Origin of the sequence: Stenotrophomonas sp. 3diitr2024, from assembly GCF_042136455.1 — a bacterium.
Classification (GTDB): Bacteria; Pseudomonadota; Gammaproteobacteria; order Xanthomonadales; family Xanthomonadaceae; genus Stenotrophomonas; species Stenotrophomonas sepilia.
In genome coordinates this window covers 1-15,137 of sequence record NZ_JBHHMJ010000484.1, presented here as the reverse complement: position 1 = coordinate 15,137, position 15,137 = coordinate 1, and the positions used below count along the sequence as shown (strand labels likewise).

Here is a 15,137-nt window from a genome sequence, read left to right as displayed (position 1 = left end):
GCCAGGTACCAGTTCCAGGTTGGCGGGGTGTTGAGCATCGAATCGCGGGCGACATGCGAGCGGTAATCGAAGATGTCCGCGCGTGGCTGGCCACTGCGCCAGGTGCCTGGGTTCCTCGCGTTGCAGCAGATGAGCCGCCTGCTGCTGGCCGAACGCGTTCCCGCACACGGCCGCGTGCTGGTTCTGGGTGCCGGGGGCGGGCTGGAGCTGAAAGCCTTCGCCGAGGCGCAGCCGGGCTGGCAGTTGCTGGGTGTGGATCCGGCCGCGCCGATGCTCGCGCTGGCCGAGCAGACACTGGGCCCGTTGAACGCACGCGTCGAACTGCTGGAAGGCTACATCGACGATGCCCCGGACGCGCGCTTCGATGGTGCCAGCTGCCTGCTCACCCTGCACTTCCTCGATGCCGCGCAGCGCCTGCACACGCTGCGCGAGCTGCACAGGCGCCTGCAGCCCGGCGCGCCGCTGGTGGTGGCGCACCACAGCGTGCCGCAGGATCCGGCCGGCAAGCTCCGCTGGTTGCAGCGCTACGCCGCGTTCGCCGAAGCCTCGGGTGTTGCCCACGCCGATGCGCAGCGCGCGATCGACGCCATTGCCGAGCGGCTGCCGCTGCTGGCGCCCGAACAGGAGGTCGCCCTGCTGCAGGAGGCCGGCTTCGACGGCGTGGAGCTGTTCTATGCAGGCTTCAGCTTCAGGGGCTGGGTGGCGTACGCCGGGTGATGCCTACGGCACCACGGTGATGCCGATGCGCTGCATCAACAGCGCCACCTGCTGCACATCCAGCGTGGCGCCGCGCAGGTTGGTGCTGCGCAGGTCCAGCTCACCCAGCTCCGAGTGGGTCAGGTCACAGCCGGTGAAGTTGGCGCTGCTCCAGTCGATGCCCTCGAACTGGCCGCCCGACAGGTCCGAGCCGGCGAAGCTGGCGCCGCTGACGTTCGCACCATCCCAGCGGTTTTCCCACAGCTCGCACTTTTCCAGCGTCACACGCGAGAAATTGGCATAGCGCAGGTTCGACTTCTTGATGAAGGCACTGCAGAACCCGCTGCGCGGGGTGATCTGGTTCATGAAGCTGGCGTTGCTGAAATCCGCGCCCTGCGCGCGGCACTCGCTGATTTCCAGGCCCAATGCCTTGACGAAATTGAAGTGGCACATGCTGATGTCGCAGCTGCGGAAGCTGGCTTCCTTCAGCGTGGCGCCGTTGAAGCGGCAGCCACTGCGGCCTTCGGCGTCATAGAAGCTGCAGTTGATGAACTCGGTGGCAGTCAGGTCCACGCTGGAAAAATCGCATTCGTGGAACTGCTGGTCGACCACTTTCTGGCCGGTGTACTGGTCCGCGCCGATGCGCAGCTTGCGGTGAACGGTGGGGGACATCGTGGATTCCATGCCAGGTGCCCCGCCATGATGCCGGGCCGCGAGGGCGATCCATAGACGTGGGCGCGGGAGGATTCACCGGCAGTCCAGCCGCGCTGTGTCCCCGATGCCAATTGCACGTTGTTGCACATTTATGCACGAATGTGCAGACTTATGGCATGAGCTCAGACCCCAGCCCCCTCCCCGCCCAACGCACTCGGCAGATCCTCGAAGAACTGCGCCAGCAGGGCCGCGTGGTCGCTGCCGAACTGGCGCGCCGCTATGCCGTCTCCGAAGATTCGATCCGCCGCGACCTGCGCGAGCTGGCCGCACAGGGCCTGTGCCAGCGTGTCTACGGCGGCGCCGTGCTGCCACCGCCCAAGGAACGCCCGCTGCGCGAGCGCCTGACCCGCGACCGCGGCGACAAGGCCGAGCTGGCCGCCCGCGTCTGCGCGTTGCTGCAACCCAATCAGGTTGTACTGCTCGATGCCGGTTCAACCAACCTGGCGATCGCCCAGCAGTTGCCGCCCGCCCTCGGCTTGACGGTGATCACCAATGCGCCACAGATCGCCACGGCCGCCAGCATGCTTGATGGCACCTCGGTGCAGCTGATCGGCGGCCGCCTGGCCAGCGGTGGCGGTGCGGTCGGCGCAGAAGCACTGGCCCAGGTGCAGCGCCTGCGCGCCGACGTGTACCTGCCCGGCCCCTGCGCGGTGGACGGCGATACTGGTGTATGGGCAATGGATGCAGAAGAGGCCACGCTGAAGCGCGCGATGGTCGCGTGCAGCAGCCGCGTCATCGTCGCCGCCACTACTGAAAAGCTCGGTGCCCGCGGCCACTGGCAGATCGCCAGCCTCGACGAGATCGACGACCTGGTGCTGACCACCACCGCGCCGCCCGCATTGGCGGCGCGCTTCCGCGCCGCCGGCATCGCGGTACACCCCACTCCCCCCTGACCGTATCGCTCATGTCCCTTGCCAACCGCGCGCGTGCCGAACAGCACGCGACCCGCGCTGCGTTCTTCATTCCCGGCTTCGCCACCGCGCTGTGGGCCACCCTGGTGCCGTTCGCCAAGGCACGCACCGGGATCAACGACGCCACGCTGGGGCTGGTACTGCTCTGCCTCGGTGCCGGTTCGCTGCTGGCAATGCCGTTGTCCGGCGTGCTGGCCGCGCGCCTCGGTTGCCGGCGGGTGATGGTGGCCAGCAGCCTGCTGATCTGCCTGACCGTGCCCGGCCTGGCCCTGGCCGGCTCGGCCTGGAAACTGGGGCTGGTGCTGTTCGTGTTCGGCGCCGCCGTGGGCGCGATGGACTGCACGATGAACGTACAGGCCGTCATCGTCGAGCGCGAAGCACGGCGCGTAATGATGTCCGGCTTCCATGCCTTCTTCAGCATCGGCGGCTTCCTCGGCGCGGCCACCATGACCGTGCTGCTGTCCGCACAGCTGCCGCCCTTGGCATCGGTGCTGATCGCCGTTGGCGCCATGCTGCTGGTGATGCTGTTGTCGGCAGCGCACTGGCACAGCGAACGCATGCCGCACGACACACCGATGCTGGCCCTGCCGCACGGCATCGTGTTGTTCATCGGCGTGCTGGCGTTCGTCGCCTTCCTCGGTGAAGGCGTGATGCTGGATTGGAGCGCGGTCTTCCTCAGTGACGTTCGTCGCGCCGACGCCAGCCTCGCCGGCATCGGCTATGTGACCTTCACCCTGACCATGACGGTCGCGCGCCTGTTCGGCGATGCATTGGTGGCGCGCGTGGGCCGCCAGCGCGCGATCGTCTTCGGTGCTCTGCTTGCCGCTGCGGGCGTGCTGGTGCTGACCCTGGTCACGCCGTGGCAGGCGTCGCTGGTCGGCTACGTGTTGGTCGGCCTCGGTTGCGCCAACATCGCGCCCGCGCTGTTCTCGCTGGCCGGTCACCAGACCCGCATGCCCGGCGCGCTGGCGATCACTGCCGTGTCCACGCTCGGCTTTGCCGGCATCCTTGCCGGACCGGCACTGATCGGCTTCGCCGCAGACCATTTCGGCCTGATCGCCGCGTTCGTCGGCGTGGCCACGGCCTTGTTGCTGGTGGCGGTGTCCACGCGCTGGCTGCGGGTGTAGCCCAGGGCATCAACGCCGCCTGCGCCGCAGCTTCATCCGCACGCGCCGGTAGCCGATCACCGTCGCCGTGGCACACAGCGCGGTGCCAGCAGCGCTCAGCAGCAGCAACACCGCCAACCGGACACCTTCCTGGCGCAGCATCGCCGGCAGGTCCCAGCTGTGCAGGAAGTAGAACAACCAGCGCCCCACCCGCTCGCGATGCCCCATCGTCAGCAACGGATCGCCGGTCGCCAGGTCGAGATAGACGCGCGTCGCCTCGGCATCACCGAAGTCCACCACGGCCACCGGGAAGCGGCGTACCGCTGCACCATTCATGGCCTCGGGCGCACGCGGATAGAAGTACGCATCCGCTGCATGCTGCACCACGAAGCCCTGCATCGGTGCATCGGACAACGCACGCACCTTCTGCTGCAGCCAAGCTGCCGGCAGCAACCGCGTAACCTGCAGATGCCCATTGCTGCCGGACACGATGCGAGTATGACCCTGCCCGTCCAGCAGCACCGCAAACAGTTCACCACTGATCCGTCGCCACTGAATCTCCACCGGCTGAAAGCGCGCGGCTTCGGCCACTGCCAGAAGCGTGTCAGGATCACCCAGTGCACCGTCCACCGCCACCGCGCCGCCACGGTAGTGCTCAACATCGATCGCCTCTCGCGTGCTGCTGAAGACGCCCAATGGATTCATCGACATCAGGCCGCTGAAGATCCAGGTGAACACGAAGGCCGCAGCACACAATCCGATCAGATGGTGCCAGCGCATCCACGGTTCGACATACGGCGTCTTCGCACCGGAACGATAGTGGCCACGGAAACGCCAGCGCCACACACCCACCACGACGCCGCTGACCGCCGCCAGCGTGCACAGTGCGGACAGCACGATCACCCCCCACGTCCACACTGGATCCACCGACTGCATGCGCAGGAAATACAACCAGTGCAGCCAGGCACCCACGTAGTTCCAGCGCTGCTGCACATGCGGGGCGTCCAGCACCACTTCGCCGGTACGCGAAGACACATACAGGTCGCCCGGTTGCTCACCGCCCACCTCGACGCGATAGAGCGGTCGATGCACATCCAATGCGCGCGAATGCGTCCAGCGGTCCTCCTCCACGCGCATCGCTCCCACGAAGGCCGGGCCTACGGCGAACTGTGCAGCGGATGCTTCGGCGCGCTGTGCCGACACCGGCGGCAGCGCCTGACCGGTGTATGCAGACCAGGCCCCCATGTGGCTGCCACTACGCACCACATAGGCGGGCTCGCCACGCAGCGTGGTCAGCGCCACGGCCTCCGGCTCGGCCTGCAGAGCAGCCGGCAGTACAGACAGCCCCTGCAGGTCGCGGGCCTCACCCAGCACTGGCAATGCCGCCAGCCGCTCGCCGGGCGTCAGCTTCGGGTAACCAATGAACAGCATCACCATGCCGCTGACGAACCACAGCAGCATCAGCAGGCATCCGCCGATGCCCAGCCAGCGGTGCACCAGGTAGGTCCAGCGCTTGGCGGTGGATCGCAACGTCATCGCCAGCGTCCTCAGAAGCGATGGTCAACAGTGAATTCGACGCGCCGGTCTGCACCCAGCAACCACTGCGTACTGGTGTAGTACGCGGTGGCGTAGTACGCCTTGTCGAACACGTTGAACAGGCGCGCGCTCACCCGCGTGCGCGGTGCCGCCTGCCAGGTCAGCGCCAGGTCGGTGGTGCTGTAGCCGGGCAGCTCCAATGTGTTGGCGTTGTCGGCGTAGCGCTTGCCGACGTAACGCACGCCCCCCGCCGCACTCCAGTCCGGTGCGAACTGCCAGCTGAGCCACGCACTGGCCAGGCGCTCGGCTACGTTCGGCGGCACGTTGCCATCACGCGTTACCAGCACCGCCGGCGAACCCGTGGTTTCCAGGAAGTCCTCGAATTCGGCCTTCAGCACCGTCGCGTTGGCATCCAGCGTCCAGTGCGGCGCGACATTCCAGGTCAACGACGCTTCAATACCGCGCGAGGTCTGCGCGCCCACCTGCACGCGGCGATCAGGCACCAGCGGATCGCGGCTGAGCAGCCCGGTCTTGCGGATGCGGTACGCCGCCAGCGTCCACTCGCCACCGTCGAACGCCTGCTTCAGGCCCACCTCGATCTGCCGCCCCTTGGCTAGATCGAACGCTCCATTCGCGGGGCTGATCATCAGCAGTCCACTGACCGGATCTGCCGCCTGCGAGTACTGCGCATACAGGCTCAGCGTCGGCTGCAGCGCAAATACCGTGCCGGCGCGCCAGCCGGTGCTGCTGTAGGTTTTCGAGAACGCGTTCTGGCCACTGATCAGATCGGTGCGATCGATGCGCGCGCGATCGTGGCGCAGGCCAGCCAGCACCGACCAGCGCTCGCTCAGCGCCAACCGGTCTTCCACGAACAGCGCGTACTGCTCGGCGGCGTTGCGGTAGCGCGGCAGGTTCGGCGCGTCGCTGGCGAACTGGCCCGGCACCGGATGGAACGGATCGACCGGGCCGGAGCTGCCCGTATAGGTGTTGTTGATGTGCTTGAAGTGCGCGCGGTTGGCGTCCAGGCCCACCGCGAAGCTGTTCGCCCAACCGCCCACATTGCTCTGCACGCGCAGCGTCGAGGTCAGCCCGGTCTGGTCCTGGTTGTGGGTGATCTGGGTGTTGCCCGAGCGATCGATCAAACCGGTGCGCGGGTTGTAGACATAGGCCTCGGCGTTGCGCCAATCGCGCTGGCTGTCGATCTGGTAGAGGCGCGTGCGCCATTCCACGTTCGCGTTCGGTGTCCACAGCGCATCAAGCTGGGTCCAGCGGTCGCGATAACGGATCTCGCTGTCGTCCACGTTGTAGTTGCGATGGCGCAGCGCGTCCAACTGGCGTCCCTCCACCAGCGGCGTGCCGAAGTAGCGCATCGGCTTCTGATGGCCCTGCGCGTGGGTCAAGGTCAGCTGCAGGTCGGTGCGCGGCTGCCACAGCAGCGCGCCGGAGAAGGTGGCATCGCCGTTGCGTCCCCGATCGACCCAGCCACCGCTGTAGTTGCCGCTCACATCCAGCCGGTAGGCCAGCTCGGGCGTCAGCGCGCCACCACTGCCGAAACCCAGGCGCGCGGTGTCCTCGCTACCCACGGTCACGCTGATCTCGTTTTCGATGGCGCCGCGCGAGGGCTTCTTCGGCACGATGTTGATCACCCCGCCGATCGCACCGTCGCCGTGGATGACCGAGGCCGGCCCGCGCAGTACTTCGATGCGCTCGATCGACCAGGTATCGAACGGGAAGGTGATGCCCACGCCGCCGTACTGGCGCAGCCCGTCGTACAGCCGCATCACCGAGGCGCCATCGGTGAAGCCGCGGCTGGACAGCGCACTCAGACCGTTGCCCGGGTGCGGCATCGCACTGATCGCACCTGCCCGGCTGATCGCATCGTTGAGGTTGCTGTCGCCGCGCTGATCCAGCTGTTCGCGCGAAATCACCGTCAGGCTGGCCGGTGTCTGCAGCACGCTCAGGCCCAATGCAGAGCCTGCGCTGGCAATGGAGGACAGCTCGCCGCTGCGGGTGTCAACCACCCGCACGGTCTCCAGCGTGGTCGGGGGTGCCGCGTCGGCGGCAAGCAGGGGCGCAGCATGCAGGAGCAGCGCGCACAGGACAGGCAGCGTCGCCCGGCGCAGGCACGCGGGGTTGGGGTTCGTTTTCATTTTTTCACGGCATGCAAGGCCACCCCGCAATGGCAGGGCAGCAATCAGAAAGGGACAGACACGCGCGTGCGGGCACCGGCCGTGGCCGGCAACCTCATGGAAGAACGTTCAATGCAGCGCGCGTGCGGCTCAGGCAGCCATCAGTGCCGGCGGCCCACGCGCGCCCAATGTGCCGCCGATTCGTTGCGGCAACGCCTGCACGGCACCGCGCAACGCGCGGCACACCGGAGCCATCGGCATCAACAGCAGCACTGCCGCCACCAACAGGGTGATCAACCGCGCTGCAATCAGGCAGTAATCACAATCCACGCCCATCTCATGATCGGCATGCGGATCGGCGGGCGGCTTCTTTGCGGTCTCGCCGTGCGGCATCGCCATCGCGTGATGGTCGTGGTGCCCTTCCATCGCGTGCTGCGCATGCTCTGCGTGTATTGCGTGGTCCATGGCTGCCACCGGCGCAGCGGCAGCCACGTGACCCTGCGCCAGCCAGCGGCTCACCAGCGGGGCGAGCAGCACCAGCAGCATGGCAAGCCAAGCCAGGGCCTGGAACCGGCGGTGGAGGACAGAATGACGCACCCGGCCATTCTACGGGCCTGTGCCCAACCTTGGACCCCGTTCAGGGTTTGCCCCCTGCGACACGGTGACGCAGGAGCTCGCCTCGCGCGCCGACATGTGAACGCACCACACCGCGGTCCCTGCGCTTGCGGGCTCTGCCTCGCCAACGTTAGGGTTCAATTGGCCACGGCAAGGAGCCAGAGGAATCTGCATGACCACCCGCATCACACACCGGCAGCGCATCAGCCTGCTCGGCCTGACCGCGCTGCTTGCTGCCTGCGCCGACAAGGGGCCGCCCCCACCGCCAGAGCCGCTGGAACTCTCACAGCCCATCGCCGTGGACGCGCCCGGCCAGCAGGTGCAGTTCGAGTTCGAAACCACGGCGCGCAATTTTGCCAGCTACCGCACTTATGCGGTGGAACTGGAACTGCAGCGGCGAAGTCCAGCCACAACGGGCACGACCGATATAGCAAGTATCAACATCCCATTCGAAGTATCCCTGCAGCGTCGGGAAGGCACTACCTGGCAGGAGATTGCAACACAGGACAGCTATCAGGCACGCGCGCGCAACGGTGTTGAGCCGCTCCCCTCGTGGCACCACTCTGAGAGCTGGCGCTATGCCTCGCTCGCATCAGGCAGCGACGGCAACTACCTCCTGAACGTGACAGCGCTGCCGCTGGAGCTCGACAGCAGATACCGGCTGCAGATTCAAACGGTCCATGCCATATCAGGACTGCAAGACTATTCGGCAAGGCTAGTCGTGCACGCCTCGCGTCCTGCAGGGAAGTGACACCATTCATTCGAAGGAACGAAGGAGTTTCCATGAACAAGCCCCGCTACAGCCTGGACATTGTCATTGCCGCACCCGGCACCCCACTGCTCGATCCCGATTCGGGAAAGCAGCAGCTGACGCCCGATGGCACTCCTGATACTTCCGGGCCTGGCCACATGTTCTATGTTCTGCATGCTACAGGTAAAGCGGCGCAGAGTTTCGGCTTCGCACCCGTCGAGCATGGCAGCATGAATGGTCCCGGGCGCATCGTCAGAGACGACGTGAAAGTCTATAAGGACCCCGCCCATGTCCGCACCATCGAAATCACCGAAGCCCAGTACAACAAGCTCAAGGCGTTCGGCGACGATCCAGTGAAGTACGGCTTCAGCAAGCACTATGCCGACGTGCGCCACAACTGCGTGGACTTCACCTGGGGCGCATTGAATCACGCCGGCATCCAGCGCAAGCACAGCCTGGACGTGAACAGCATCGGCGGCCCCGTTGGCCAGTTGCTGCCCGATGTCCGCATTCCGCTGGGCGTCCAGTCACAGGGCAAGGACGGCTATCGTCCGCTGCGCAACATCCATGGCGTGGACAGCATTGAGCCCCCTTTCCCCAACAGCGAACTCAACCGCACCACCACTCATCCCCTGCCCGAGCGCAGCTTGAAGCAGCGTCTGCTCAGCGAAACCGATGGCATTGATGGCCCCTTGGGCGAGCGTCTGGCTGCGGACGCGCGCGCACCGGGGCACAGCCTTCATGCCTTGGACCAGAAAGTGCGTACCGCACTCGCCCAGGCCAGCGAACAGCAGGGACTGCCCCCCGGCCAGGAGCACGAACGACTGGCAGGCCATCTGACCCACGCGGCGGTGCAGGCCGGCTTCAGCGAAAAGGACACGCTGCAGGTGGCATTCAGTTCAAACAGCACCGCCGAGGCACCCGGCTACGTATTCCTGCATCGCAGCGGCGACACCGCCTCGCCGGACCCTGCCGCCAATCGCCAGCGCCTGTCCCTGCTCGATACGCAGCAGGGCGATGTGGATATGCTGTATCAGAAGGCCAACGTGCAGCAGCAATCCCGCGACGCAAGCCGACTGGCGCAGGACGAGCAACAGGCACAACAGCAGGCGTCGCCGCCCATGGCCTGACCCAGCCGCATCAGGCGCTGACACCGTTCCCGCATCAACTCACGTACTGCGCCTGACCGTTCCCGAACGACCAGTTCTCCTTCTTCACTTCCACCAGATTGATGAACACATCCTCGCGGCGGATGCCCACCGCCACATGCAGTCCATCGGCGATGCCGGCGTACAGCGCCTTTTTCTGCTCCAGCGTGCGCCCTTCGTTCCAGGTGATCTGGATGCAGATGAAGTCGTCGGTGCGATCCACGCCCAGGTAGCCGGGATCGTAGATCAGCGTGCCGGGCGCGTGTTCCTGGAAGATCTGGAAGCGATCGTTTTCCGGCACCCCCACCGCGCGCATGGCCTGGTAGATGGTTTCGCCGACGCGTTGCAGGTAGTCGGCGGATTTGCCTTTGCGAAGATCGATGCGGGCGAGCGGCATGGTGGCACTCCAGAGTGGATGGGTACGACGACAGGCTGAGACTACGCCTGCCCGGGGCGGCGGGACAGCGCAGGGATGGAACCCTCTGGCTCCATGCGTGGCATGGTCCCGCCTCCGCCGCGCGGGGTGACGCGATTGCCGTGGCGGCATCCCTCCGGAGTCGTCATGTGCACGGTCGGCAGGGGCGGCGATGTGCGCCATCAGTGATGGGCCGCACTACTCGCAGGTGTCGGACGACACACATCGGGAAACGTCTGGCCTGCCTAGGGACAGTTGAGAATTTTCCTTACAGACCGATGTGATTGCCCGGCTTGAAGATCGCCGCGCCGAGGCAAGACGCCTTGGCCGGGATTGGCGTCTCGAAAAAGCAAACCGAACGGATAGGTTGCGCAGCAGTGCGTAGCCGCAAGAATGCACCAACTGCCCTCAATGGCGGGCGGTGTGTGGGGATCACTCGATCCGCCGGGTGATTTCTCACTCCGTTGTGTTTGCCCCGGTACGCCAACCCGCACCGTCCGCCACCTTCACTCCGGAAGGTGGCCCTACGCCAGTGAGGGTTTCGCCATGACCAATCGCACCGCCGTCCATCCCCGCCTGTACACCCTTATCGGCGACGTCGCCGCCGATGTGCCCGAAGACGTCGCACGCGAGATCGAGTGCGCACTGAACGAACAGAACCTGCCGGCGCAGTCGGCCACGTTCTTCGCCCGTCTCAATGCGATCAACCATGCTGACGGCGATGACGGACAGCCGTGCATCAGCCTCACCCTCGGCGCCAGCAATCACGCTTCGTTGCGCCGCTCGCTATCTGGGCTCGGCGCGTTGCTCGATCTGCTGCAGGCCGCCGACCATGCGCGCAACGAAGGCGGCCCGAACGAGCAGTTGGGCGCCTTCCATATCGACGGACTGATCGTGGCCGCCCGACAACTGGTGCGCGAGGCACATCATTGCCTCTCCGGCGGCGACGCCTGACCGGCCCGGATACGCTCCCGCTACAATCGCGCAGGGAGCGCAGGAGACCGCAATGGACGCCGAACACCTGGAATACTTCAAGGCCGCACTGGAAGGCCGCGCAACCGTGGGCTGGAACGTCTGGTTCGCCGCCAACCAGCACGCGCTGGCACAACAGCTGAGCCGCCCTGCACTGCTGCGCTTGAAGTTCAGCACACTGGATGAAGCCGAACGCCTGCTGGCCGAGGCCGGCATCGTGCCCCGCAGCACAGCGGGCAAGCGCTACGAAATGTACTGCGCGCAGTTCTCGCCGGACGTGGTGGACGCGAACGGTCGCCCGCTACCGGCCCTCTGGCGCGCGGCGCACGGCGGTGCCATCGGCCTGCTGGCCGACGGTGAGCAGGAGGCCGGCCAGGCGAAGCTGCTCGCGGAGTTCCGCCGCGTCCGCAAGCGCGGGCTGCAGCAGGCCCATGAATGGTTGGCCGATCTGTGCTTTGAGGGCGAGATGGAACTGACCAGCGGCAATGCCGAGGTGGGCCGTAGCCTATTGGCGGTGGTGGTGCAGGCGGGTAGCGGCCATGACCTGCTGGATGCCACGGCGATGATCGCGCGCGAGCTGCTGGAGCGGCACGGCTGAAAGGGCGTGTGCTTCCAGCTGATCTTGCTGGATCGCTGGTAACAAAAAAGCCCCCATTGCTGGAGGCTTCTTTCGTTCTGCAACATGGTGGGCGGTACAGGGATCGAACCTGTGACCCTTGCCGTGTGAAGGCAATGCTCTACCGCTGAGCTAACCGCCCGGTGTGTTGCTGAGCCGCTCATTATAGGGGCTTTTCAGAGGCCGTCAACAGTTTTTCACATTCGTGTTCACGGGCGTTTCGAGGGCCGCCGCCGGGCATGACCCGACGCTACCGGAATCACATCGTATGGGTCGGCTTGTCCGAGCCGGTCAGGCCGGCCAGCAGGGTCTCGATCTTGTGGCGTACGCCCTCGCCTTCGGCACCATCGGCCAGCTGCACGCCGATGCCGGCGGTGCGGTTGCCCTGCGCGCCGGCCGGGGTCACCCAGATCACCTTGCCGGCCACCGGCAGGCGCTCGCTGGAATCGGGCAGGGTCAGCAGCAGGAACACCTCGTCGCCCAGGAAGTAGCGCTTGGGCGTGGGCACGAAGATGCCGCCATTCTTCACGAACGGCATGTACGCGCTGTACAGCGCGGCTTTGTCCTTTACGGCCAGGGACAGGATGCCCTGGCGGGCGTTGCTGGCACTCATCGATTTCCCCTTGCGGCAGGCCGCTCGTTCACCTTGTTCCAGGCCAGCAGCAACTCGACCACCGCAAGGTCTGCACGCACCGTGGTGCGCAGCAGGTCGCGGGTGCGGTTGGCCGCATCGAACCAGGCTGCAAGCTTGTGCAATCGCTCCGGCGTGGTCAAGGCATCGGTGCTGGCCTGGGCCAGCGCCAGGTCGGCGGCAAAGCGCAGGCGCAGCGCCGCGTTGTCGTCACCGCACCACTTCTGCGCCAGCTCCACCGCGCCGGTCTTGCCGGCAGCCAGCTGTTCCAGCTCGCGGCCCACTTCGCGGCGCAGGCTCAGGCCGTCTTCGCGCAGCCAGTTGTCGGCCTGGCCGGGATGGCCGCGCGCCGCGTCCAGCGCTTCGCGCGCCGATGCCTCGCTATGGCCCTGCTGCTGCAGCCAGGCCAGTGCTTCGTGCTGCGGCGGCAACTTGAATTCCAGGCGCTGGCAGCGGCTGCGGATGGTCTGCGGCAAGCGTGCCGGGTCGCTGCTGATCAACCACAGGTAGCGGCCGGGCTGCGGCTCTTCCAGGGTTTTCAGCAGCGCGTTGGCCGCCGAGCGGTTGATCGCATCGGCCGGGTCGACGATCACCACCTGCGCCACGCCGTACTGCGGGGTCAGCGCCAGCTTGTCGGTGATCTCGCGCATCTGCTCGATGACGATCTCGGTACGCAGCTTGTCGCCGCTCTTGTTCGGAATGAAGCTGACCAGCTGCAGGTCCGGGTGCGTGCCCGCCGCGATCAGCTGGCGCGTGCGCGTGGCGTGGGCTGCATCGCCCTGCGCCAGCACGTAGTCGGCCAGCGCCAGCGCCACCTCATGCTTGCCCAGCCCGGCCGGACCGCAGATCAGCAGGCCATGACCGAGGCGACCGGCGTCGAGCGCGGCCACCGTCTGTTCGAACGCGCGCTGCTGCCAGGGCGAAAACGTGCTCATGCGCCCTCCCCGTCCCGCAGCCAGCGCTCGACACGCGCGACCACATCGGCGGCCACGCGCGCCTGCTCCTGGCCCGCATCAATCAATGCGAAGCGCTGCGGATCCTGCTGTGCGCGGCTGCGGAACACTTCGCGCACGCGCTGGAAGAAATCGTCCTGCTCGCTCTCGATGCGGTCCGGCCACAGGTCACGGCCATTCGCGCGGGCGCGGCCCACCGCCACGTCCACATCCAGCAGCAGGGTCAGGCCCGGCAGCAGGCCGACCGCGCGGCGCTCCAGGTCGGCAATCCACTGCGGGTCGAGGCCACGGCCACCGCCCTGATAGGCGTAGCTGGAATCGGTGAAGCGATCGCTCAGCACATAGGCGCCGCGCTGCAGCGCCGGCCGGATCACCTGGCGCACATGCTGCGCGCGTGCGGCGAACACCAGCAGCAACTCGGCTTCGGCGCTGAGTGGCTCGGCAGCGATCTCGGCATCGGGCTTCAGCACTAGGCCGCGGATGCGCTCGGCCAGGGGCGTACCGCCCGGCTCGCGGGTCAGCACCACCTCGTGGCCGTGGCTGCGCAGGCAGTCACGGATGGCATTGATGGCGGTGGTCTTGCCCGCGCCTTCGCCGCCTTCCAGGCTGACGAAACGCGGGTGGCGAAGCAGCGCGGGACTCATTGCGCCGGGGTCTCCTGGGTACGTTGCTGGCGCAGCTGCTGCAGGTAGCGGGCTACGGCCGCGTTGTGCTGGTCCAGGCTGGGCGAGAACACGTGCGCGCCGCTGCCATCGCCCACGGCGACGAAGTACAGCGCGTCGCCCGCCGCGGGTTGCGCGGCCGCCATCAGCGCATCGCGGCTGGGCATCGCGATCGGGGTCGGCGTCAGGCCGGCACGGGTGTAGGTGTTGTAGGGCGTATCGGTAGTCAGGTCGCGACGGCGGATGTTGCCGTCATACGCAGCACCGAGGCCATAGATCACGGTCGGGTCGGTCTGCAGGCGCATGCCGATCTTCAGGCGGCGCATGAACACGCCGGCAATCTGCGGGCGCTCGCTGGCCAGCGCGGTTTCCTTTTCGATGATCGAGGCCAGCGTCAGCAGTTCGTAAGGCGTGTTGATCGGCAGGTCCGGTGCGCGGCTTTCCCAGGCTTCGTCCAGCGCCTTTTCCATTGCGGCGTGGGCGCGCTTGAGCACGTCCAGATCACTGTCGCCGCGCTGGTAGACGTAGGTCTCCGGCAGGAAGCGGCCTTCCGGATGCTGGCCACCGAATCCGAGGCGCTGCATCAACGCGGCGTCATCCAGGGTATCGGTGGTGTGCAGCAGCGGCTCGGCGCGCTTGAGCGCGGCACGCAGCTGGCGGATGTTCCAGCCCTCGACAATCGTGACCCGGTGCTGCAGCACCTTGCCGGCGCGCATGCGCAGCAGCAGCTCGCGCGGGGTCAGCTCGTCACTGAGCGCGTACTCGCCCACCTTCAGCTTGCCGGCCGCATCGAGCTGGCGCGCCAGCAACTGCCACTGGGTGTCCTGGCCCTCGTCCACGCCGGCATCGCGCAGCTTGCGCAGCACGCTGTTCATGCCATCGCCGCTGGCGATGACCACGCTCTCGGCGGTCGGGGTGATCGGGGCATCGGCGAACCGGGTCTGCTGGTAGAAGAACCACGCGCCCGCGCCGGCCACGACGGCGCCCAGCACCACCACCAGCGTTACCACGAACAGACATCCGCGCTTGGCTCCCGCCATGGACTACCTCTGAACTCGATTCCGTCGTGCAGGATACCGTGCCGGTGGATTGGGGTCATGACCGGGGTGGCGCCTGCGTGCCGACCAACGGTCGGCACCCACCACAATCCATGCCTGGCGCGGCGATCAGTAGATCCACGCCATGCGTGGATGAATGGCCATGGAGGACTCCGTGCCGACCAACGGTCGGCACCCACCGTGGGGGAATGGCGTTGCCGGCCAGCGGCCGGCACTACCCCTGC

Annotated in this window: 16 protein-coding genes and 1 tRNA gene; 7 read left to right on the top strand and 10 right to left on the bottom strand. The window is 66.7% G+C overall.

Annotation, left to right across the window (positions count from 1 at the left end; genetic code table 11):
• Positions 1-72 precede the first annotated feature (72 nt).
• A complete protein-coding gene (locus tag ABGA94_RS12270) occupies positions 73-717 on the top strand; it encodes a methyltransferase domain-containing protein (protein WP_375367406.1) in 645 nt (214 codons plus the stop codon).
• Between the two features lie 3 nt (positions 718-720).
• Here ABGA94_RS12270 and smqnr read toward each other — a convergent pair whose 3' ends face one another.
• Positions 721-1,368 carry a SmQnr family pentapeptide repeat protein gene (gene smqnr, locus ABGA94_RS12265; RefSeq protein WP_197598423.1) on the bottom strand — a complete coding sequence of 216 codons (648 nt, stop codon included), beginning with the start codon at positions 1,366-1,368 and terminating at the stop codon, positions 721-723.
• Between the two features lie 158 nt (positions 1,369-1,526).
• Here smqnr and ABGA94_RS12260 point away from each other — a divergent pair, with 158 nt between their 5' ends.
• Both ABGA94_RS12260 and ABGA94_RS12255 read left to right on the top strand, forming a co-directional pair.
• Positions 1,527-2,303, top strand: a complete 777-nt coding sequence (locus ABGA94_RS12260; protein WP_053499766.1) for a DeoR/GlpR family DNA-binding transcription regulator — start codon at positions 1,527-1,529, stop codon at positions 2,301-2,303.
• 11 nt (positions 2,304-2,314) lie between these two features.
• Positions 2,315-3,448, top strand: a complete 1,134-nt coding sequence (locus ABGA94_RS12255) for an MFS transporter (RefSeq protein WP_338167688.1) — start codon at positions 2,315-2,317, stop codon at positions 3,446-3,448.
• 9 nt (positions 3,449-3,457) lie between these two features.
• On the opposite strand, the gene ABGA94_RS12250 is transcribed toward ABGA94_RS12255, so the two are convergent.
• From ABGA94_RS12250 to ABGA94_RS12240, 3 genes are all read right to left on the bottom strand, one after another.
• A complete protein-coding gene (locus ABGA94_RS12250; protein ID WP_375367404.1) occupies positions 3,458-4,963 on the bottom strand; it encodes a PepSY domain-containing protein in 1,506 nt (501 codons plus the stop codon).
• A gap of 11 nt (positions 4,964-4,974) precedes the next feature.
• A complete protein-coding gene (locus tag ABGA94_RS12245) occupies positions 4,975-7,113 on the bottom strand; it encodes a TonB-dependent receptor (RefSeq protein ID WP_375367402.1) in 2,139 nt (712 codons plus the stop codon).
• A 129-nt stretch (positions 7,114-7,242) separates the two neighbouring features.
• Positions 7,243-7,638, bottom strand: coding sequence for a DUF2946 family protein (locus ABGA94_RS12240; RefSeq protein WP_375367400.1), 396 nt, complete (start codon positions 7,636-7,638; stop codon positions 7,243-7,245).
• 241 nt (positions 7,639-7,879) lie between these two features.
• On the opposite strand from ABGA94_RS12240, the gene ABGA94_RS12235 reads away from it, so the two are divergent.
• Positions 7,880-8,458: a hypothetical protein gene (locus ABGA94_RS12235; RefSeq protein WP_375367398.1), complete on the top strand. Its 579-nt coding sequence runs from the start codon at positions 7,880-7,882 to the stop codon at positions 8,456-8,458.
• A 32-nt stretch (positions 8,459-8,490) separates the two neighbouring features.
• On the top strand, positions 8,491-9,588 hold the full coding sequence (locus tag ABGA94_RS12230; protein ID WP_134955758.1) for an XVIPCD domain-containing protein: 1,098 nt from the start codon (positions 8,491-8,493) through the stop codon (positions 9,586-9,588).
• 34 nt (positions 9,589-9,622) lie between these two features.
• On the opposite strand, the gene ABGA94_RS12225 is transcribed toward ABGA94_RS12230, so the two are convergent.
• Positions 9,623-10,003 carry a tautomerase family protein gene (locus ABGA94_RS12225; RefSeq protein WP_065197119.1) on the bottom strand — a complete coding sequence of 127 codons (381 nt, stop codon included), beginning with the start codon at positions 10,001-10,003 and terminating at the stop codon, positions 9,623-9,625.
• 564 nt (positions 10,004-10,567) lie between these two features.
• On the opposite strand from ABGA94_RS12225, the gene ABGA94_RS12220 reads away from it, so the two are divergent.
• Both ABGA94_RS12220 and ABGA94_RS12215 read left to right on the top strand, forming a co-directional pair.
• Complete coding sequence (locus tag ABGA94_RS12220; protein ID WP_262221366.1) at positions 10,568-10,975, top strand: hypothetical protein; 408 nt, start codon at positions 10,568-10,570, stop codon at positions 10,973-10,975.
• 52 nt (positions 10,976-11,027) lie between these two features.
• A complete protein-coding gene (locus ABGA94_RS12215; RefSeq protein ID WP_005415515.1) occupies positions 11,028-11,591 on the top strand; it encodes a hypothetical protein in 564 nt (187 codons plus the stop codon).
• Between the two features lie 85 nt (positions 11,592-11,676).
• Here ABGA94_RS12215 and ABGA94_RS12210 read toward each other — a convergent pair.
• From ABGA94_RS12210 to mltG, 5 genes are all read right to left on the bottom strand, one after another.
• A tRNA-Val gene (locus ABGA94_RS12210) sits at positions 11,677-11,751 on the bottom strand.
• Between the two features lie 117 nt (positions 11,752-11,868).
• Complete coding sequence (locus ABGA94_RS12205; protein ID WP_005412452.1) at positions 11,869-12,222, bottom strand: PilZ domain-containing protein; 354 nt, start codon at positions 12,220-12,222, stop codon at positions 11,869-11,871.
• On the bottom strand, positions 12,219-13,175 hold the full coding sequence (locus ABGA94_RS12200) for a DNA polymerase III subunit delta' (RefSeq protein WP_111127621.1): 957 nt from the start codon (positions 13,173-13,175) through the stop codon (positions 12,219-12,221). The genes ABGA94_RS12205 and ABGA94_RS12200 overlap by 4 nt, the downstream gene beginning before the upstream one ends.
• The gene (gene tmk, locus ABGA94_RS12195; protein WP_053501108.1) at positions 13,172-13,837 is read right to left on the bottom strand and encodes a dTMP kinase; all 666 of its coding nucleotides are present in this window, start codon (positions 13,835-13,837) and stop codon (positions 13,172-13,174) included. The genes ABGA94_RS12200 and tmk overlap by 4 nt, the downstream gene beginning before the upstream one ends.
• The gene (mltG, locus tag ABGA94_RS12190; protein ID WP_095377029.1) at positions 13,834-14,895 is read right to left on the bottom strand and encodes an endolytic transglycosylase MltG; all 1,062 of its coding nucleotides are present in this window, start codon (positions 14,893-14,895) and stop codon (positions 13,834-13,836) included. The genes tmk and mltG overlap by 4 nt, the downstream gene beginning before the upstream one ends.
• Positions 14,896-15,137 lie beyond the last annotated feature (242 nt).

Coding starts and splice junctions, on each gene's coding strand:
- ABGA94_RS12270 (WP_375367406.1), top strand. CDS start 73: ATGTCCGCGCGTGGCTGGCCACTGCGCCAGGTGCCTGGGTTCCTCGCG.
- smqnr (WP_197598423.1), bottom strand. CDS start 1,368: ATGTCCCCCACCGTTCACCGCAAGCTGCGCATCGGCGCGGACCAGTAC.
- ABGA94_RS12260 (WP_053499766.1), top strand. CDS start 1,527: ATGAGCTCAGACCCCAGCCCCCTCCCCGCCCAACGCACTCGGCAGATC.
- ABGA94_RS12255 (WP_338167688.1), top strand. CDS start 2,315: ATGTCCCTTGCCAACCGCGCGCGTGCCGAACAGCACGCGACCCGCGCT.
- ABGA94_RS12250 (WP_375367404.1), bottom strand. CDS start 4,963: ATGACGTTGCGATCCACCGCCAAGCGCTGGACCTACCTGGTGCACCGC.
- ABGA94_RS12245 (WP_375367402.1), bottom strand. CDS start 7,113: ATGAAAACGAACCCCAACCCCGCGTGCCTGCGCCGGGCGACGCTGCCT.
- ABGA94_RS12240 (WP_375367400.1), bottom strand. CDS start 7,638: ATGCTGCTGGTGCTGCTCGCCCCGCTGGTGAGCCGCTGGCTGGCGCAG.
- ABGA94_RS12235 (WP_375367398.1), top strand. CDS start 7,880: ATGACCACCCGCATCACACACCGGCAGCGCATCAGCCTGCTCGGCCTG.
- ABGA94_RS12230 (WP_134955758.1), top strand. CDS start 8,491: ATGAACAAGCCCCGCTACAGCCTGGACATTGTCATTGCCGCACCCGGC.
- ABGA94_RS12225 (WP_065197119.1), bottom strand. CDS start 10,003: ATGCCGCTCGCCCGCATCGATCTTCGCAAAGGCAAATCCGCCGACTAC.
- ABGA94_RS12220 (WP_262221366.1), top strand. CDS start 10,568: ATGACCAATCGCACCGCCGTCCATCCCCGCCTGTACACCCTTATCGGC.
- ABGA94_RS12215 (WP_005415515.1), top strand. CDS start 11,028: ATGGACGCCGAACACCTGGAATACTTCAAGGCCGCACTGGAAGGCCGC.
- ABGA94_RS12205 (WP_005412452.1), bottom strand. CDS start 12,222: ATGAGTGCCAGCAACGCCCGCCAGGGCATCCTGTCCCTGGCCGTAAAG.
- ABGA94_RS12200 (WP_111127621.1), bottom strand. CDS start 13,175: ATGAGCACGTTTTCGCCCTGGCAGCAGCGCGCGTTCGAACAGACGGTG.
- tmk (WP_053501108.1), bottom strand. CDS start 13,837: ATGAGTCCCGCGCTGCTTCGCCACCCGCGTTTCGTCAGCCTGGAAGGC.
- mltG (WP_095377029.1), bottom strand. CDS start 14,895: ATGGCGGGAGCCAAGCGCGGATGTCTGTTCGTGGTAACGCTGGTGGTG.